Below are 20,350 nucleotides of genomic sequence, written 5' to 3'. Positions count from 1 at the left end.
TAAGAGGGTAACACATTTTTAATAATTTTTCTGTTGTGGTTTTGCGGAAAACAGATTACAATATTAGCGAGGTTGTAAGGGGCTTTATTACACATGTTTACAAACGATTCAGGAAGTTTGGAGAGTATAAATGGAATTACAGAAATTATTACAGGATGAAATCCGGGAAGGGCTGTATCGTATCACGATCAGCGGCCCAAGAGGGGACAGTGAAGTGTCCAAAGTGAGAATACGCCCGGTTGAAATAAAAGGAAAACTGCTCTTTCAGTGCCAGGAGACTGTCGGCACGAAGGAGTTTCATAAAAATATGACAAAAGACGACGTGATCACCCGGATCAGCGACTGGATGAACGGAACCTTCAAGCAGATGCAGCTCGAATCCGACACCTGCACAGCATCCGTTCTGGTCAGCAAAAAGGGAACGATGACGATCAAAAAGAAACCGCATATGAAAGGAACCGGCAAACCCGTCAATCTGGCGCACAACCGGAAGAAACGGTATATTCTGGAAGAAGGAATCCCGGTTCCTTTTTTACAGGATCTCGGTGTTATGACAAAAGAAGGCAAAATCGTGCGGACCCGCTACGACAAGTTCCGCCAGATCAACCGCTTTCTGGAGTTCATCGAAGATATCCTGCCGCAGCTCCCATCGGACCGCGAGATCACGATTCTCGATTTCGGCTGCGGAAAATCGTATCTGACGTTTGCGATGTATTATTACTTCCGCGAACTGAAAAAACTGGATGTCAATATCATCGGACTTGACTTGAAAGAGGATGTCATCGCGATCTGCAACGGACTGGCGGAGAAATACGGCTATGAAAAGCTGCATTTCTATCAGGGCGACATCGCTTCTTATACCGGCCGCGACGAGGTCGATATGGTGGTGACGCTGCACGCGTGCGACACGGCGACTGACTATGCGCTGGAAAAGGCCGTCAAATGGAATGCAAAAGTTATTCTTTCCGTTCCGTGCTGCCAGCATGAGCTGAACCGCCAGATTGCAAACAAAGAACTGTATCCGATCATGGATTACGGCATCTTAAAAGAGCGCATGGCGGCGCTTCTGACCGACGGAATCCGGGCAAAGCTTCTGGAGAATGCAGGCTATGAGACACAGATTCTCGAATTCATCGACATGGAGCACACGCCGAAGAACCTTCTCATCCGCGCGGTAAAACGCCAGGAAGGCTCGAAAAAACTGCCGGAAGAACTGAAAGCGTGCATGGAAGCGTACCATGTGAAGCCGACACTGGCAGACCTCCTCACAGAAAAGGAGGAGCCGTGATGAATAAAAGAGCAGCAAGGATTCTGATCCTTTTTCTTGTTTTTGCCGCATCAGTCGGTGTGTTCACACACCTGATGAGCCACGAGACGACGGAGAATGCGACCGATCTGGACGCAGCGAGTCTTCCGGTGCTGTACATGAAGACCGCGGACATGACAGTGAACCGCATGTACGGATACTGCCAGGAGATGAACGGCGTAACGACAAGAGAAAACCTGACACCGCTGCCGATGGACCGTTCGCTTACGCTGGAAATTGATGCGAAGGGACAGAAAATTAAAAACGTGACCTATACGGTGGAAAGCACAGACGGCGGAGCGCTGATTGAAAACTCGGTGCTGAAATCGTTTGACGAGGACGGAAGCTATCTGAAAGCAGACTTCCAGTTAGAGACCGCGATTCTGATGAATCAGGAATATACGCTGAAGCTCGAGGTTGCCTACGGAAACGGCCAGTCTGCCTGGTATTACACCCGCATTGTACAGCGCAACGGCGTGGAGGTCGGCGATTATCTGGCCTACACGCAGATGTTTGCGCAGACATGCCTGGATAAAACGCAGGCGGAAGCGCTCGTTCCGCAGCTTGAGCCGGATGAGACGGGGGATAATTCTTCGTTCCTCAATGTCAACATTCATTCCAGCCTCGACCAGATTTCCTGGGGAAGCCTCGCACCGACGATCGTACAGCAGCCGGTGCAGCAGATCAAAGAAGCGAATGAGACGACGACCAGCATCACACAGGAGTACATGATCAGTGCGCAGGATGAGAACGGACAGACGGAGTATTATACCGTAAGCGAGTTCTACCGGATGCGAGAGTCCGACGGAGAGATTATTCTGCTGGACTTCGAGCGGAGCGTACAGCAGATCTTTGATCCGGAGCTTGGTGTTCTGACGAAATCCGGCATCAACCTCGGTGTGACCGGCGAGGATACCGAGTATGTGACGAATACGGCAGGTGATATTGTCGCATTTGTAGTAAACGGTGATCTCTGGTGCTACAACCGCAGCGCCAACAAGACGATCCGCGTTTTCAGCTTCCGTGAGAACGGCAGCATGGATGACCGGGAACAGCACGGAGAGCATGATGTCAACATTGTGCGTGTGGATGATGCGGGCGATGTGACGTTTGTTGTTTATGGCTATATGAACCGCGGAAACCACGAGGGTGAAGTGGGAGCAGCCGTTTACTATTATCGCGCCGAGCGGAATGTGGCAACCGAGGAGATTTTCGTTCCGGCGGATATTTCCTACGAGATGCTGAAAAAACAGCTCGACCGCCTCTCCTACGTCAACAAGCAGAGAGAGATGTATCTCTATCTGAATGAGAACCTGTGCAAGGTTGATATTGGAACCGGCACGACGACGGTGGTCCGGGAAAGTATCCCGGAGGACTGCTTTGTAGTATCGGAAAGCCAGGAGAGCATCGCGTGGATGGATGCGGACAATGCAAGCAGTGCGATGAACATCACCGTGATGAATCTGGAGAGCGGGGAAACGCAGCGCTTTGCGGCGGATGACGGACAGAAGATCCGGGCACTTGGCTTTATCAATGAAGACTTTGTCTATGGTATGGCAAACGACAGCGATATTTTAAAAGATATTTCCGGCAATGAAGTTTTCGCTATGCATACGGTGCGGATTGTCAGCATCGACGGAACCGTGAAAAAAGAGTATCACCAGAACGGCTATTATGTGACAGGCGTGTCGATTTCGGACGGCCTTCTGGAGCTGGACCGCGTGGTACGCCAGGAAAACGGCTATGCGGATGCGCCGGAGGATCACATCATGAACGGCGAGCAGCAGAGCCAGGAACTGGTGACGGGCCGCCTGGCAACGGTGGACGACAGAAGAGAGCAGCAGTTCCTTCTGGAATTCTCGACGAGCGGCAAAACACAGTCGCTTCTGACACTGACACCGAAATATATCTATTCAACCTTACGGACCGATCTTACGATGTCGTACGAAACAGGCAGCGCAGAGCTTTACTATGTATATGGAAAAGGAAAACTGATCGCCATTTTAAGCTCCCCGGCCGAGGCCGTACAGCTTGCCGATGAGAATGTCGGCGTTGTGCTGAACAGCAGCCAGTCCTATGTGTGGGAGCGCGGAAACCGCCAGCAGGGCATGCGCCTCGACGAGACAACGATGCCGTCGGGATTCCAGAGTGCATCTTTGGACGAAAACGTGCTGAAGGAGTCACTCGGTGATGATTACGAACTGCTGAACCTGACGGGCTGCACAAGAGAAGAAATTCTCTACATGATCAGCAGCGGCTACGGCGTTGTTGTAAAGACCGGCGAGAACGAGAGTCTGCTTCTGACCGGATACGATATTTTCGGAAATTCCTGGCTGTATAACCCGGCAACGGGCGAGACAACTGCACTTTCTGACGATGACAGCGATGCATTGTTCGCACAGAACGGCAATGTCTTCATCAGTTATATTAAAAAAGTAAAGATCGAGTGATTTGCGGGGTTTTCTAATGACGCAAAAAGTGCTAGAATAAAGAAAGCACTATGAATATTTAGGGAGAAAAAAGACAATGAAACTTACAACCATCCGAGAGATTTATAAAAACCGGGAAGCATACCTGGACAAAGAAGTAACCGTAGGCGGCTGGGTGCGCAGCGTACGTGATTCCAAAACCTTTGGTTTCATCGTTCTGCACGACGGAAGCTATTTCGAAACCCTGCAGATCGTATACCACGATGAGATGGAAAACTTCGCTGAGATTTCCAAAATGAACGTCGGCGCAGCCATCATCGTAAAAGGTACCCTCGTTGCTACCCCGCAGGCAAAACAGCCGTTTGAGATTCAGGCGGCAGAAGTTACCGTAGAGGGCGTTTCCGCACCGGATTACCCGCTGCAGAAAAAACGCCACTCCATGGAATACCTTCGTACCATTTCCCATCTGCGTCCGAGAACCAACACCTTCCAGGCAGTATTCCGTGTTCGTTCCCTCTGCGCCTATGCGATCCATCAGTTCTTCCAGGAGAGAGACTTCGTTTATGTCAACACCCCGCTGATCACCGGAAGCGACTGCGAGGGAGCCGGCGAGATGTTCCAGGTAACCACCATGGATCTTGACAATATTCCGAAAACCGAGGACGGCGCTGTTGATTTCACACAGGACTTCTTCGGAAAGAAGACAAGCCTTACCGTAAGCGGACAGTTAAACGGCGAGACCTTTGCACAGGCATTCCGCAATATCTACACCTTCGGACCGACCTTCCGTGCAGAGAATTCCAACACCACCCGCCATGCAGCAGAGTTCTGGATGATCGAGCCGGAAATCGCTTTCGCTGATTTGGAGGATGATATGGAGCTTGCTGAGGCAATGCTGAAATATGTCATCCGCTACGTTATGGAGCATGCACCGGAAGAAATGCAGTTCTTCAACAGTTTCGTGGACAAGGGACTGATCGAGCGTCTGAACCATGTCGTAAATTCTGAGTTCGGCCGTGTAACCTACACCGAGGCTATCGAGCTTCTGGAGAAAAACAACGACAAATTCGATTACAAAGTATACTGGGGATGCGATCTGCAGACCGAGCATGAGCGTTATCTGACCGAGCAGATCTTCAAGAGACCGGTTTTCGTTACCGATTATCCGAAGGAGATCAAAGCGTTCTACATGAAGCTGAACGATGACAACAAGACAGTTGCCGCTATGGACTGTCTGGTTCCTGGCATCGGAGAGATCATCGGCGGAAGCCAGCGTGAGGACGACTACGAGAAACTGCTTGGCCGTATGAAAGAGCTGGGACTTGCTGAGGAAGATTACGGATTCTATCTGGACCTCAGAAAATATGGTTCTACCCACCATGCAGGATTCGGACTGGGATTTGAAAGATGCGTCATGTATCTGACCGGAATGGGCAATATCCGCGACGTCATCCCGTTCCCGAGAACAGTAAACAACTGCGAGCTGTAATTACGAAAAGTGATATAGAAACTTAAAAAATACGGATGCCGGGTGCAGTGGAATCCAATGTGGATTTGGTGTGCCTGACGTCCGTATTGTAGTAATGGAGAAAATGAATCCAGAAAGGGGTATGCGCCTATGCGGTTTATTCATATTGCGGATGTGCATCTCGGCATGCAGCCGGATGCGGGATTTCCCTGGAGCGAGGAGCGAGGGGAGGCCATCTGGGAGAGCTTCCGGCGGATCATCCGCCTGGCCGGTCGGGAAAAGACGGACTTTCTGCTGATTGCGGGAGATCTGTTTCAGTGCCAGCCGCTTCTGCGGGAACTGAAAGAGGTTAATGATCTCTTTGCTTCCATCCCGGAGACGATCGTCGTGCTGATTGCCGGAAACCACGATTATGTGAAACGGGAGAGCTTTTACCGCGGTTTCGACTGGGCAGACAACGTGGTAATGCTCCTGTCGCCGGAGCCGGAGTGTGTTGAAGTCCCGGAGAAGAAGACGGCGGTGTACGGATGCAGTTACGACAAAAAAGAGATTCTGGAAAACCGGCTGGACGGCGTGCGGCCGGAGGGAAAAATGAAATATCATCTGCTGCTCGCGCACGGCGGCGATGCCCGCCACATGCCGTGGAATCCGGGCCGCATGGCGCAGGCTGGGTTTGATTATATTGCGTGCGGGCACATTCATAAGCCGGGGATTCTTATTCCCGACAAAATGGCATACGCAGGCGCACTCGAACCGACGGATGAGACGCAGTTGGGGCCGCACGGCTACATCCGCGGAACGGTGGACGAGCACGGCACGCGGATTCAGTTTGTGCCGTTTGCCAGATATGAGTACGAAGATCTGGTGTTGAACGTGACGGAGGATCTGACACAGTATGCGCTGGAGACGAAGCTGAAACAGGAGCTGGCGCTGCGGGAGGATGGGAAGATCCGAAAAATCATCCGCCTGAAACTTGTGGGACACCGTGCCGCCGAGCTGGAATTTTCTCCGAAACGGCTGCTGGACTGCGGCAGAGTCATCTCCGTGGAGGATGAAACACGTCCGGCGTACGATCTGGAACAGCTGAAGAAAACGTATGGCGCTAGTCTGATCAGCGCCTATATTGAAGCATTTGAAACAAAGACGGATGCGCAGTCACAGAAGGCGCTCGACTATGGTCTCGAGGCGCTGCTGGCGGCACGCAGGAACGGCTGAAAAAAAGATTGCGGGAGGTATAGAAGATGAAAATAGAAAAACTGGAAATCCGCAATTTTGGAAAAATGCAGAACCGCACGCTGGAATTTTCCGATGGGATTCAGCTCATCAGCGGGGAAAATGAGAGCGGAAAATCGACCGTCCATACCTTCATCCGCAGCATGCTGTTCGGCATGACACGCGGCCGGGGGCGGGCGGCAAAAAATGATGTCTACAGTCGTTATGAGCCATGGGAAAATCCGGCATACTATGCGGGAGAGATGGTGCTTGAAAGCGGCGGCAAACGGTTCCGTCTGACCCGGAATTTCGGGCGGCAGAACGCCAATGCAAAGCTGGTGTGCCTGACGGACGGCGAGGTGCTCTCCGTGGAGGACGGCGATCTTTCCATGCTGCTCGGCGGTGTCAGTGAGATTGTGTATGATAATACGGCTTCGATCGGGCAGTTAAAAGGAAGAACCGAGGAAGGGCTTGCGGATGAGCTGCGGAACTATATGGCAAATTACCAGGGGAGCAGCGATGGAGAGCTCGATGTGGCGGCGGCGCTGGATCTGCTGAAGCAGAAGAGAAAGCGCCTAGAGCAGGAACAGAAAAAGACGCTGGCGGGACTGGAAAAACGGAAGGAAGAACTTGAGACGAAAATTTCCGTTTTTACGGAGGAGTGCCGTCAGAGCGAGGAGAATCTGCAGCAGGCGAAAGAGCAGATGAAGCGGGATATTTATCAGAAGGATGTGCCGATCGAACGGGTGCGGAAGATGAAAAAAGAATCTCGGAAGAGCCGCAAATGGGGTGCCGCGTGCGTGGCGCTGGCTGGATTTCTCTTGTTCTTATGCATTCTGCAGTTCTTCCATATTGATTCGCTGCTGACGAGAACGGGACTCGGGCTTGCGATTGCGGCGCTCTTGTATCTGGCGTACAGTCTGTTCCGTCACCGGAAAACGGAGGTCGAGCAGGTCGTGACGGAGCCGGAGGAGCAGGCGATCCGCCGCCAGCAGTGGAATGTGGACCGCCTGAAGCAGGAGCTGGGGCAGAAACAGACGGTGCTGTCGAACCTGCAGAGTGAATACGAAGAGCTCTGCATTTTCATGACGGAAAAAGATCATCTGCAGGAAGAACTCGATGCGCTTTCCCTGGCGGGGGAGACGATCCAGAGTCTCTCCGTACAGATGCAGAGCCGGATCGGCGACCGCTTAAAACAGCAGATGTCAAAAACGCTGTCATCGCTGACGAATGGCCGCTATCTGCAGGTGAATATGGATGAGAATCTGCGGATCGGCCTTCACACCGCAGACGAATATGTGCCGCTTGAACAGGTCAGCCGCGGCACGATCGAGCAGGCGTACTTTGCGCTCCGCATGGCGGCGATGGATGTGCTCTGCGGCGAGGAGGAGCTGCCGGTGATTCTCGATGAATCGTTTGCGTTTTACGATGAAAACCGGCTGAAAGAAACTTTGAAATGGCTGGCGGAAAACCGGACGCAGGTGCTGCTCTTTACGTGTCAGAAGCGGGAGGAGGAAGCACTCTCGGAGATGGGAATTCCGTACCGGAAAATTGTGCTTTAAGTAATGCGGCTCGCAGAGAATCGGTGAGTTGTGGTTTGGAAATAAAGGAGAATAAAAGTTATGCTGACAATAGGATGTCATTTATCATCGTCCAAAGGATATCTTGCCATGGGAAAAGAGGCGGTGTCCATCGGGGCGAATACCTTTCAGTTTTTTACAAGAAACCCGAGAGGAAGCAAGGCGAAAGCCATCGACGAGGCGGATGTCGCAGCGTTTCTTTCTTACAGTAAGGAGCATGGAATCGAGCGCATTTTGGCACATGCGCCGTACACGCTGAATCCGTGCTCGAAGGATGCGCACACGAGAGAGTTTGCATGGATGACGATGGCGGATGATCTGAAACGGATGGAGTATACGCCGGGAAACTGCTACAATTTCCACCCGGGCAGCCATACCGGACAGGGGGCGGAAGAGGGAATCCGTCTGATTTCGGAGATGCTGAATGAAATTTTAAAACCGGAGCAGACGACCACGGTGCTGCTCGAGACGATGGCAGGAAAAGGAACCGAAGTCGGCCGCTCGTTTGAGGAGCTGGCGGCGATTCTGGAGCGCGTGGAATTAAAAGACCACATGGGTGTCTGCCTGGATACGTGCCATGTGTACGATGCGGGATACGATATTGTGGATCACCTCGATGATGTGCTTGAGAGGTTCGACCGCGTGGTAGGACTTTCGAAGCTGAAAGCGGTTCATCTGAACGACAGCAAGAATCCGTTTGAGAGCCATAAGGACCGCCATGAGAAGATCGGCGAGGGATCGCTGGGACTTGCGGCATTTGAGCGGATTGTGACACATCCGGCGCTGGCGGGACTGCCGTTCTATCTGGAAACACCGAATGAGCTGGACGGATATGCAAAAGAGATCGCGCTGCTGCGCGGGTTTGCGAAATAGAGGAAGAAGGTAAGAGAAAGTGGAAAACACGAGAGAGAAGAATAAAAGATCTGACGGAAGAAAAAAGACGTATTTCGACAGGGAAAATAAAAAGAAAGCTGTTCGTATCGAGAAAACAAAGAGCGTGGCACCGGAAAAAGGAAAGCAGAAAAAGAGTTCATCATCGTCGAAATGTCCTTATCAGAAAAAATGCGGCGGATGCACATATCTGAACCTCTCCTACGAAGAGCAGCTCGCGAAAAAAGAGCAGTTCCTGAAGAAGACTCTGAAGGGCATCGTCCCGGTCAAAGGCATGGTTGGCATGGAAAATCCTTATCATTACCGGAATAAAGTCAATTCCGCCTTTGCACGCAAAAAAGACGGAACGATCATATCCGGCATTTATGAAAAGGGCACACACAAAGTGGTCCCGGTCGATGAGTGCCTGCTCGAGGATCAGCGTGCCGATGCCATCATCCGCGATATCCGCAGTCTGCTGAAGAGCTTCAAAATCATGATCTACAACGAGGACAGCGGCTACGGCCTCCTGCGCCACGTCATGGTGCGCACCGGCTTTGCTTCCGGCGAGATCATGGTCGTCCTCGTCTGCGTATCACCAGTCTTCCCGTCAAAAAACAACTTCGTAAAGGCCCTGCGCAAATTCCACCCGGAGATCACCACGATCGTACTGAACGTCAACGACCGCACCGACAGCATGGTACTCGGAAAACGCGACATTGTCCTCTTCGGACGCGGCTACATCGAGGATGAACTCTGCGGCTGCACCTTCCGCATCTCCCCGCAGTCCTTCTACCAGGTCAACCCGGTTCAGACGAAAAAACTGTACGAAAAAGCCATCTCCCTGGCCGGCCTCACCGGAAACGAACGCGTCCTGGACGCCTACTGCGGAATCGGAACCATCGGCCTCATCGCATCCCGCGATGCCAGAGAAGTCATCAGCGTCGAACTGAACCCGGACGCCGTCCGCGATGCCGTAACAAACGCCAAACGAAACCAAATCAAAAACGTCTCCTTCTACCAGAACGACGCCGGCGCCTTCATGGTCTCCATGGCCGAAAAAGGCGAAAAAGCCGACATCGTCTTCATGGACCCGCCAAGAGCCGGCAGTGATGAAGCCTTTCTGTCCTCTGTCGTAACCCTTTCACCGAAAAAAGTGGTCTACGTCTCCTGCAATCCGGAGACATTGGCGAGAGACCTGCGGTATCTGACAAAACACGGATATAAGGCAGAAGAGGCATGGGGGTATGATATGTTCGCGTGGTCGGAGCATGTGGAGACGGTAGTCTTGATGTCAAAGAAAGAGAAATAAATAGCGAAAAGTAGCGTATTTACGGGCTTTTTTTGAGATTAGGCAATAGCTCATGAAAGTCCGTATTTCTTATATTGAAACATATCTACTGAAAAAACGGTCAAAGGGTTTAGGCTGTGGATTAGATGTTATGAAAAAGCGTTAAGCATGAATCAGTAAATACAAGGAGGAATTAATATGGATTGGGCTATATTGATATTTGAAATTTTATTGACAGTTGCAGTGTTTTTAATTGGTTTGTTTGTCAAAAATTATCTTCCTTCATACATGGATGAAAAAGGTAAGAATTTAGCAACTAAAGAAGACATAGAAGAAATTACAAGAAAGACCGAGGAAGTCCAGCAAGAGTTCCGTGAAGGATTTGAACTTTTTTCAAATGATGTAAAGTTCAAATATGATTTCTTTTATAAACAGTACTCTGAGTTATACTGCAAATTGTATGCGATTATTATTCAGTCTGAGTATGTTAGGCATTTTATAGAACTGACAGATAAAAGAAATATACCTTTTGAAGAGGCTCCTTTTTTAGAAATTACGCCAACACACAAGGAAACTACTACTTTCAATATAAGCAAAGCAAATGGTTCATCTGTTACAAGAAAAACAGAAGAGATTGAAACACCGATATCGCAGTTTAACAAGAAAGAGTTGTGTGATTACATAATAAGCAATGGCAGTTTGGCTTCACAAAAACTGTTAAAGCTTGCGGTTGCATATAGATTTGCCGCAGACCATTATTCGGGAAATGGTTCAGGTGGAAGTATTGATGTTAAAGATATTGCTGATGAAGAAGAATTCAGAATGATAAAAGATATAGTCGTTGCAATTGTGCAGGACTATAATCTGTTAAGAAAAGAATTGAAATTGGATTATAATGAAAACGAAATAAAGACTGGTATTCCAGAATTATAAATTAAAACCCTCTCAACCATCATGGCTGGGAGGGTTTCGTGCGTGTATGATGTTAATATAAACTTCACAATTTAATACTACATTTATTCTTGTAATACTACATTTGTTGTGATACATTATTACTACAAGGAGGGAGCTTGATGGATACTTATAGTGTTAAGGAAATAGCAGATATGCTAAATACAAATCCAGAAACCGTAAGAAGATGGATTCGTTCAGGTAAGCTAGAAGCAATTCAAGAATCGAGAAAAGGCGGAAATGTAGTAACAAAATCAATGCTTGATGCTTTTCTTAAAACCTCTCCAAAGTACGCCGGTATTGCTACAGGGTTATTGGCTTCGCCAGTCGGCTTAACAACAGCTACAGCTGCGATTGTTGGAGGCATTCTTGCTCAACAGCTTATAAAGAATGATGAGATAAAAAATGCTCACGTTAATACTTCAGAAATACGTAAGTTGTTGTTAGGCAATATCCAATCTTCCAAAGAAATTATTGCTAGAAAGAAAAAGAGTATCAAGCATCTTCAGGAAGAGATTGACGAAGAACAACAGCGTATTAATGAAGCAGAAAGACTTATAAAAGAGCTCGATGAAAAGACTAAAAGTCAAGAGGAGGAATAGTATGGCTCAGAATTGGGATTATGCAGAATTATCAAAAGATGCAAAAGTAGCAGGAGGCCCAGAAAAGTATGTTGAAATGCTGGAGCTTGCAAGCAAAGAGGCAGGTAAAATGGAGATGCTGCCTTGGCTTGGAGTAGCGGCAGTTGGTGCTTCATTATTGGCTGCGGCAACTATTAAAGTTGTTGACTATTTCAAATCGAGAAAGAAGAACAACGAAACCGAAATAGAAAAAGCAAAAGCAGAAATCATAAATGGTATTAAAGAATATGATGCTGCACATCCAGATGAAGAAGGAGGTAGCGAAGATGAGTGAAAGATTTCCGGGAATTGATTGGTACTGTGACCGTTGTAATGTCTATTTGAATGACCAACCGGGATTTGATGACCATCATTATGTGTGGAAGTGTACCGAATGTGGTCATAAGAATAGTATTTCCGCTGATGATATTTATGAATCAGAAGAAGACTTTAGAAACTATAACAAATAATTTAAGGGAGCGAAAAGATGACTAGAGAAGAATTAAAAGAACAGATTGATGAGCTTATGCGACAGTATGCTGATGAAGAAATTGATGGAGCTACATACGCACAAAAGATGATGGAGTTAACTTCATCTGCTCAGAACGATAACGATTAAACTTGATTATTCGATAATGTGCTGAGGTGGTCAAACTATGCCTTATAATTACAAGGGTGATTTGTACAAAAGAGAAATTGTAAAAAAACTGCAGGATATGGGACTAGATGTTAAAAGCGTAAATGCTCTAAACAAAATCATGGAAAAAATGGGATTGCTTATTCATTACGGCGATTGAACTTTATGAAAATGGTGGAGAGCTGTTCGGCTGGTCATGGGCAAAGAAAGCGACAGAAGAGAAACAGGTTGCTATTGAAACTAAGGTGACTGAATAATCATTATAGATGGAGGTATTGGATGCGTATCAGTTATAACCCGTTATGGAAAATGCTTATTGATAAAGGTATGAATAAAAAAGAATTAAGAGAACTTAGCGGAATCAGCACAGCTTCTATGGCGAAATTGGGTAAGGGAGAGAACATTACTACAGATGTATTACTTAGAATTTGCACGGCGTTGAATTGCCAGATTAGTGATATTTTAGAAACCCTGCCAGATGAAGAAACGGAAAAGAACGAAGAGCTCCGAGAAAAATAAAAGGGGAAAATAAATGTTTGATTTTGGTAATGCGAATGATGGCCAAAGACAAGCTATTTCTACTACAGAAGGTCCTGTTCTTATTACGGCGGGTCCAGGTACCGGAAAAACCTATACTTTGGTGCAAAGAGCTATTTATTTAATTGAAGAACGAGGCGTTAAACCAGAAGATATTTTTATTGCTACATTTACGGAAAAAGCAGCGAAGGAGTTAATCACACGTATCACAAACGAATTGGCGAGTAGAAATATTACAGTGAATGTCAACGAAATGTACGTGGGAACATTTCATTCTCTATGCCTTCGCATTATTAAAGATCACTTAGAGTATACAAGACTGAAAAAGAACTACAGACTTTTGGATACATTTGATCAGCAGTATTTGGTTTTTAGGAATATCTACAAATTCAGAACGATTTCTGGAATTGAAAATGTTATGCCAAAGGGTGGCGCTTGGAAATGGGCACAGGCAATCTGCGAATTTTCAAATAATTTGACAGAAGAGATTGTAGATATTGACGCAATGCTTAGTGATCACGATATGGAAATATCAGTAATTGCTAAAGTTGTAAACACATACCAAGCGATGCTTGATGAGGAAAATTTAATAGATTTTTCTGCTATTCAAACAGAGTGTTATCGACTGTTGACAGAGAACAAAGATATTCTTGAAGACTTGAGAAATTCGATTAAATACATAATGGTCGATGAATACCAGGATACAAATTATATTCAGGAGCAGATTATATTTTTGTTAGGGACCCACGAGAATATTTGTGTAGTGGGTGATGATGACCAGGGTTTGTACCGATTTAGAGGTGCAACGATACGAAATATACTTGAATTTCCATCTAAGTTCGATGTGGAAAAATGTCAGATAATACCGCTTGTGATCAATTATAGATCGGATAGCGATATCGTTGGGTTCTATAATAAATGGATGATTACCACGTCTGGATCAAAGTTCAAATTTGAGTGGGATAAATTCAGATATGATAAGAGAATCGTAGCTAACGAAACATCTAAAATAGAGAGTCCGTGTGTCGTGAAATTAGCGAGCAAAGACGATGAGGATGAATGGCATGAGAGAGTTCTTGACTTTATAAACAGGCTTAAGAATTCTGGAAAGATTCAGGATTATAATCAGCTGGCTTTCTTGTTCAGTTCGGTTAAGCATGAGCGGGTTATATCGCTGGCAAGATTTCTGGAGTCTAATCATATCAATGTTTATTCACCAAGATCAGATATGTTTTTCAGAAGAGAAGAGGTCATGCAAGCACTTGGGTGTATGATGCTAATGTTCCCTAATTACGTTAAAGGTCTAGAGAATGGTGAGTATAAATTTTTAGATAACACACACTACTTTTATTTTAGAGATTGTATAAAAGCAGCTAATGAATTTGTAACAAAGCCTGAGAACCTTGAACTTAAGAGATTCATCCGAGCACACGGGAAAGGACATGCTACGCTGGCTGCAAATTTATCAGGGACAACAGATTACACATATTCTGGATTGCTTTATAGGTTATTTATGTATAAGCCATTCAGTGACATTCTGGATACTGATATTGGCGTTGGTGTAGTGGATATCAGGCCTGCCAGAAACCTTGCAAAGCTAACGCAGATAATCGGGAAGTTTGAGTATCTTCACAATATAGATGTTTTGACAGGAAAATACATCATTAAGAATACAGAGCTGCTATTCAACATGTATATCAAACTTCTCTTTGATGGAGGAATTGCAGAATACGAGGATGACGAAGAGTATGCACCTACTGGTTGTGTTTCGTTCCTTACAATTCATCAATCAAAAGGCATGGAGTTTCCTGTTGTGTTTGTAGATTCATTAGGGAATGTTCCGAGAAAAAGCTATAAGGATATTCTGAATAAAATCGAAGAGAAGTATTATCATAGAGAGGCCTTTGAACCATATGATGAAATGAAACTCTTTGATTTCTGGAGATTGTATTATACAGCCTTTTCCAGGGCGCAGGATTTATTAGTGCTAACCTGCAACGAAGATAAGAAAACGCCAAGTAAGTACATTAAGGAAGTTTATGGCGAGCTTCAAAGTGTGGAGGCACTTGATCTTTCTGAGTTTACCTTTCATACAGTAAAGAGCGTGAATTTGAAAAATACCTTTTCGTTCACATCACATATTGCTGTTTACGAGACTTGTGCCCTTCAATACAAATTTTATAAAGAATTGGAATTTATGCCTATTCGTCAGGGAGCTATGTTATTCGGTACCCTGGTTCATGAAACGATTGAAGACGTACATCGTGCAGCACTTAGAAATGAGACCGAAAAAATAACTAAGGATAATATCACTAGTTGGTTTGACAGCAATTACATATCGCTTATCAAGACCGAACACGGCTATCTGGCCGAGGGACAGCGTAAAGCAGCTTTGAATCAGGTGCTTCGATATGTTGAAAGACAACATGGCAATTGGAGTGCCATACAGCAGGCAGAGGTCGATGTTAGCTTGGTGCAGCCGGATTATATCATTGAGGGAAAAATAGACTTAGTTAAAGGCGAAAACGGAACTGTTGAGCTTGTTGACTTTAAGTCGGAAAAAAAGCCTGACATAGAAAAAATGAGAGATCGATTGGAGCACTATAGAAGGCAGTTGCACATCTATGCCTATCTGATAGAGCAAAGAACCGGCCAGAAGGTAAGCAAGATGCACGTGTACTATACGGGAGAGGAAAATGGCAATCCCATGATCAGTTTTCCGTATACGAAGAGTGCGATAGATGGAACGGTGGCTGCGTTTGATGATACAGTCCATAAGATTTTGAAAAAAGACTTTAGGAGTTGTTCGAATGACCCCAAGACCTGTTCCAACTGTGACTTCAGGCATTATTGCCAGAAATAATTGAGAAGATTAAGACAACCTATGGAGGAAAATAAAAATGGATGAGCAATTGACTTTTGAATTTGCAGAGAGAACTACTATAAAAGGTTTCCCTGAACTTCGTTGGACCGGAAAGAGACCATATCGCTCCACACAGTATTACCCTGCACAGTTGCGCGAGCGTTATGGCGAGGAAAGGGACGGATGGATCAATAAGATATTTTGGGGCGATAACCTTCAGGTAATGAGTCATTTGCTTAAGGAATATCGCGGGAAGATTGATCTTGTTTACATTGATCCGCCCTTTGATAGCAAGGCTGATTATAAACGCAAAATAGCGCTAAAAGGTATTGGGAACACAACAAGTGATGCTACAAGTTTTGAGGAAAAACAGTATGGCGATATATGGACAAATGATGAGTATCTTCAGTTTATGTACGAAAGATTAATGATACTCAGGGAACTTATGTCTGATACTGCTTCTATTTTTGTTCATTGCGATTGGCACAAAGTTCATCATTTGAGATGTTTAATGGACGAGATATTCGGTAGCAATATGTTCTTGAATGAAATTGTCTGGCAGAGAACGCGAGCTGCACACTCAGATGCGACATATTTTGGAAAGGTTCATGACACCATTTTAGTATATAAAAAAGGTGGACAGGCAAAGTTTAATCCTTTGTATACGGAGCACTCTGAGGCCTATCTAAAAAGATTCACGAAGGAGGAAAATGGAAGGAAATATATGCTTGTTCCATTGCACGGCCCAGGGCAAGGGGTGGCAAGAAACTTTTTTGGAAAAATTATTGCACCACCGGCAGGACGTTGCTGGCCTGTGCAGTCTAAAATTGACGAGCTGATTGCACAAAATAGAGTTGAGTTGACTTCGAATGGTACGCCGAGTAAAAAAAGTTATTTGGACGAGAACAATGGAAACCCTGTATCAGATTGGTGGGACGATATTGTGCCGCTGAATCCGGTTGCAAGCGAAAGGACTGATTATCCAACTCAAAAACCGGAACAGCTCCTTGAAAGAATAGTTGAGGCTGCAACGAATAGAGGAGATTTGGTTTTTGACTGTTTTATGGGAAGTGGTACAACTCAATCGGTTGCTATGAAACTTGGCAGAAGATTTATAGGTGCGGATATTAATCTCGGTGCTATTCAAACAACAACCAAGCGACTTATCAATGTCGCAAGTGAATTAGATGGCCAGTTACAAGAGGAGATAAAATACACCGGTTTTGAAGTTTATAATGTAAACAATTATGACTTTTTCCGAAATCCTATTGAAGCAAAAAATTTGATTATTGAAGCGCTTGAAGTTCAACCATTTACTCAGGGGAATGTGTGGGATGGAGAACTCGATGGTCGCATGGTTAAGATCATGCCGGTCAATCGCATAGCTACCAAAGCTGATCTTGAGGAACTTAAGGCGAATCTTCCATATAAAACATATGAAAAGAGAAAAGAAGAGAATCCACGACAGCCGGTAGAACTAATAACAATCATTTGTATGGGTCATGAGCCAGACTTGAAGGCATCTTTAGAGCAATCTTTGTCCGAATATAAAGTTGATGTGCAGATAGTAGACATCTTACGAGATAAGTCTGAACTCCAGCTCAAGCGAGAGGCGGAGGCAGAAGTCGTTCGAGAAGGAAACAAACTTGTTATTCGCTCGTTCTATCCTATGAATTTGATGCAGAAGCTCTCTTTACAGAAAGAATATGTAGAGGATTGGAAGCAGCTTGTGGAATCTATTATGATTGATTGGAACTACGATGGAGTGGTGATGCAGCCGATGGTTACAGACGTACCGGATAAGAAAGAATTTGTTGCTGGTATATATGATATTCCGGAGGATGCCGGAACAATTAAGGTCAAGATTACTGACTTGTTATCCGAGTCTTTGGAAGTGGAGGTGTAAACCATGGCCAAAAAGTCTTCAATGACATTTGTAGAGGATTTTGCGTTCTACGAGCAGTTATGGAACTATTATGCTTCTAATAGAGGTAAAATCCGCTCCAGATATAATGACTTAACAAAGAAGTTCTTAGCCTATAATGACAGAAATGAAAACCCGGATGCTTTTTTGCGTACACCACAGTTTGAAGCACTTGAAATGTATGTGTTTATTAAGGAATTTATGAACAATGCCCATATGTTTCAGATGTTTGATGATTGGAGAAATCATAGAGACAAATTTTCAGATGTCTCATATTATACAATTCACAAACGTGGACAGATAACTTTACTGGACCTTGGGGACGAACAGAACGAAGCAATTTTTAAGCAAATGAAAAAATACAGGGAATCTTATCCTAACTATATTTATGCTTTGACAATGGGACTTGGAAAGACTATCCTTATGGGAACCTGTATCTTCTATGAATTCCTTCTGGCCAACAAGTATCCGAAGGACAAAAGATTCTGTCACAATGCACTTGTGTTTGCTCCTGACAAGACGGTGTTGGAGTCTCTTCGTGAAATTATGACCTTTGATAAAACAAAGGTCGTACCACCCGAATATGCACGCGTGTTAGATGCCAATATAAAATTTCATTATTTGGATGAGAGCGGAACTACTTTACAAACAATTGATGATTCAGACTTCAATATCGTAATTTCTAATAACCAGAAAATTATTGTCAAGAAAAAGAGGAAAGAGGATAAGCCTACCGATGTTTTATTTGGAAGCGACTCCCTCCTCGCTGATGTCTACGGCGACGATGATGATAGCGATGTGTGGAATGATGCAACGCTTATGGATAACCAGCGTTTTAAAAAACTGTGTCGTTTACCTCAGTTGGGTGTGTATGTAGATGAGGCCCACCATCTTTTCGGGGCTAATCTTGAGAAGGAATTACGTTCAGGAGGAGCAAATAAGACAACGTTACGAAACACCATCAATATGCTTGCAGAAGCAACATCGATAGTGGCTTGCTATAACTATACAGGTACACCATATGTGAAGAGGCAGGTGCTGCCGGAGGTCGTCTATGCCTATGGCCTTAGGGATTCTATAAGCCATGGATTTCTTAAGGATGCAGACCCTATCGGGTTTGATAATGTTAAGAATGAAGAGTTCTTAAAGAAATCTATTACTATGTTCTGGGAAAGATATGGTGGAAAAACCTATGAGGGATTACCACCTAAGATGGCCATCTTTGCTGCAAATGTAGCGGAGGCTACAGATGTTGTAAGGCCTGCTGTAGAGAAGATTTTAGGTGAGCTAAATGTATCGCTTGATACTATCCTTGTGAATACGGGAGATACGACGGTTACAAAAAACGACGATATAAGAGACTTCAACAATTTGGATGTTCTCGGAACAGAAGGTAGCAGGAAGCAGTTTATCGTTCTTGTTGAAAAAGGACGTGAAGGTTGGAATTGCCGCTCACTATTAGGAATAGCTTTATTCCGTAGTCCTAAGTCAAAGATCTTTGTGTTACAGGCCACGATGCGCTGCCTAAGAAAACTGACAGATGAGCAGCTTAAGGCGACGGTGTTCTTGTCAAAGGAAAATCTTGATACTTTAGACGAAGAGCTGCGCAACAATTACAACATGGAGATAAAGGATTTAGGACAATCTTCAGATAAGAAAAAGAATAGCTATAAGGTGCGTGTGCTTCCACCACCAAGAAGCATCAAGATGAAGCGCATCTGGCATGAGTATTCTCTGATAGAAAAAGAGTATTCAGAGCCGATTGATTTTAAAGTTTCGGAAATTGATGATGCTAAGTATGAGTCCAAGATGTATGAAAAAGGAAGTATCAGACTTGAGCTTTCAACCAAAGAAACTGTAATTGATGATATCAAAAATCAGATGAGATATAGCAGGTTTTCATTGGTTGGCGAAATTTCACGATATATGAACTTGTCGTGTGTTTTAATTAGTCGAATTCTTTCAGAGGCTATTGATGGATTTGACAACTTAGTTGAAGCAGTGAATAAGCATAACGAAGTATTGGATGATGTGATTATACCAAAAATCTTCAACACACTTTATGAGGTTAAATCTGAGCAGAAGAATGAGGATGTGGATGTAATATTACTAAAAGAGCCAAAAGATTCAGGATATTATGAGTTCTCTGCCGATGAGAATTTGGTGATAGAAAAAGATTATAATAGTTTTACTCCTGAGGAAATCAAGAAAAGTTTTCATGCAGATACATATTGCTTTGATTCAAAGCCAGAGAAGGAATGTTTCTTACAGTATATTTCAAGTAAAAAGGTCAAAGAAATATACTTTACTGGTATGTTTACGGCCAATCAAGGAGATTTATTTGTTCAGTATTATGATCCAGAATCAAAACGTATTAGGCAGTATTATCCGGATTTCTTGGCTAAGATGAATGATGGTTCATATCAGCTTATTGAGGTCAAGGGTGACAATATGATTGATGATGAAGTCGTAAAGGCAAAGGCAGAGGCCGCAGAAGAGATGTCAGTCGCAAGCGGTATGAAATATGTTATGGATGCGAGCAGTGTACTCATGAAGCAAAATGTATTAGAGCATCCGCCTGTGACATATTCCGAGGAGCCGTCACCTTTGCTTATGGTAGCTGAAGATCCCGTGCCTTACGGCAAGTAATGATTTTAGAAGG

Annotated in this window: 17 protein-coding genes; all 17 read left to right on the top strand. The window is 45.0% G+C overall.

Annotated elements, in window-relative coordinates; all coding sequences use genetic code 11:
- Window positions 1-130: 130 nt before the first annotated feature.
- The 17 genes from DXB83_RS09685 (at window position 131) to DXB83_RS09615 (ending at window position 20,337) form a co-directional block, all read left to right on the top strand.
- A complete protein-coding gene (locus DXB83_RS09685) occupies window positions 131-1,288 on the top strand; it encodes a class I SAM-dependent methyltransferase (protein WP_117802485.1) in 1,158 nt (385 codons plus the stop codon).
- Window positions 1,288-3,756 carry a hypothetical protein gene (locus tag DXB83_RS09680; protein ID WP_118640936.1) on the top strand — a complete coding sequence of 823 codons (2,469 nt, stop codon included), beginning with the start codon at window positions 1,288-1,290 and terminating at the stop codon, window positions 3,754-3,756. Before DXB83_RS09685 ends, DXB83_RS09680 begins: the two co-directional genes overlap by 1 nt.
- Window positions 3,757-3,832: 76 nt before the next feature.
- Window positions 3,833-5,224, top strand: a complete 1,392-nt coding sequence (gene asnS, locus DXB83_RS09675) for an asparagine--tRNA ligase (protein WP_117762055.1) — start codon at window positions 3,833-3,835, stop codon at window positions 5,222-5,224.
- Window positions 5,225-5,353: 129 nt separating this feature from the next.
- Window positions 5,354-6,418: a metallophosphoesterase family protein gene (locus DXB83_RS09670; protein WP_118640938.1), complete on the top strand. Its 1,065-nt coding sequence runs from the start codon at window positions 5,354-5,356 to the stop codon at window positions 6,416-6,418.
- A gap of 26 nt (window positions 6,419-6,444) precedes the next feature.
- A complete protein-coding gene (locus DXB83_RS09665; protein ID WP_118640940.1) occupies window positions 6,445-7,977 on the top strand; it encodes an ATP-binding protein in 1,533 nt (510 codons plus the stop codon).
- A 60-nt stretch (window positions 7,978-8,037) separates the two neighbouring features.
- The gene (locus DXB83_RS09660; RefSeq protein WP_117509937.1) at window positions 8,038-8,868 is read left to right on the top strand and encodes a deoxyribonuclease IV; all 831 of its coding nucleotides are present in this window, start codon (window positions 8,038-8,040) and stop codon (window positions 8,866-8,868) included.
- Window positions 8,869-8,887: 19 nt separating this feature from the next.
- On the top strand, window positions 8,888-10,177 hold the full coding sequence (gene rlmD, locus DXB83_RS09655) for a 23S rRNA (uracil(1939)-C(5))-methyltransferase RlmD (RefSeq protein WP_118697518.1): 1,290 nt from the start codon (window positions 8,888-8,890) through the stop codon (window positions 10,175-10,177).
- Between the two features lie 177 nt (window positions 10,178-10,354).
- On the top strand, window positions 10,355-11,089 hold the full coding sequence (locus DXB83_RS09650; RefSeq protein WP_055226668.1) for a hypothetical protein: 735 nt from the start codon (window positions 10,355-10,357) through the stop codon (window positions 11,087-11,089).
- Between the two features lie 140 nt (window positions 11,090-11,229).
- A complete protein-coding gene (locus DXB83_RS09645) occupies window positions 11,230-11,709 on the top strand; it encodes a helix-turn-helix domain-containing protein (RefSeq protein WP_055226670.1) in 480 nt (159 codons plus the stop codon).
- A 1-nt stretch (window position 11,710) separates the two neighbouring features.
- Window positions 11,711-12,022, top strand: coding sequence for a hypothetical protein (locus DXB83_RS09640; protein WP_055226672.1), 312 nt, complete (start codon window positions 11,711-11,713; stop codon window positions 12,020-12,022).
- Complete coding sequence (locus DXB83_RS09635; RefSeq protein ID WP_055226675.1) at window positions 12,015-12,197, top strand: Sec23/Sec24 zinc finger-containing protein; 183 nt, start codon at window positions 12,015-12,017, stop codon at window positions 12,195-12,197. Before DXB83_RS09640 ends, DXB83_RS09635 begins: the two co-directional genes overlap by 8 nt.
- 17 nt (window positions 12,198-12,214) lie before the next feature.
- On the top strand, window positions 12,215-12,346 hold the full coding sequence (locus tag DXB83_RS17020; RefSeq protein WP_256359661.1) for a hypothetical protein: 132 nt from the start codon (window positions 12,215-12,217) through the stop codon (window positions 12,344-12,346).
- A 37-nt stretch (window positions 12,347-12,383) separates the two neighbouring features.
- Window positions 12,384-12,524: a hypothetical protein gene (locus tag DXB83_RS16455; RefSeq protein WP_156327538.1), complete on the top strand. Its 141-nt coding sequence runs from the start codon at window positions 12,384-12,386 to the stop codon at window positions 12,522-12,524.
- Window positions 12,525-12,643: 119 nt separating this feature from the next.
- A complete protein-coding gene (locus DXB83_RS09630; RefSeq protein WP_055226677.1) occupies window positions 12,644-12,883 on the top strand; it encodes a helix-turn-helix domain-containing protein in 240 nt (79 codons plus the stop codon).
- 13 nt (window positions 12,884-12,896) lie between these two features.
- On the top strand, window positions 12,897-15,764 hold the full coding sequence (locus DXB83_RS09625) for an ATP-dependent helicase (RefSeq protein WP_118697517.1): 2,868 nt from the start codon (window positions 12,897-12,899) through the stop codon (window positions 15,762-15,764).
- Between the two features lie 37 nt (window positions 15,765-15,801).
- Window positions 15,802-17,670, top strand: a complete 1,869-nt coding sequence (locus DXB83_RS09620) for a site-specific DNA-methyltransferase (protein ID WP_055226681.1) — start codon at window positions 15,802-15,804, stop codon at window positions 17,668-17,670.
- A gap of 3 nt (window positions 17,671-17,673) precedes the next feature.
- Entirely contained in the window at window positions 17,674-20,337 is a 2,664-nt protein-coding gene (locus DXB83_RS09615) for a TnsA endonuclease N-terminal domain-containing protein (protein ID WP_118697516.1), read from the top strand.
- Window positions 20,338-20,350: the final 13 nt, after the last annotated feature.

Source organism: Blautia sp. OM06-15AC, from assembly GCF_003481425.1.
Classification (GTDB): domain Bacteria; phylum Bacillota; class Clostridia; order Lachnospirales; family Lachnospiraceae; genus Fusicatenibacter; species Fusicatenibacter saccharivorans.
The sequence above is the reverse complement of the archived record's forward strand: the minus strand, read 5'-3'. Positions and strand labels throughout refer to the sequence as shown.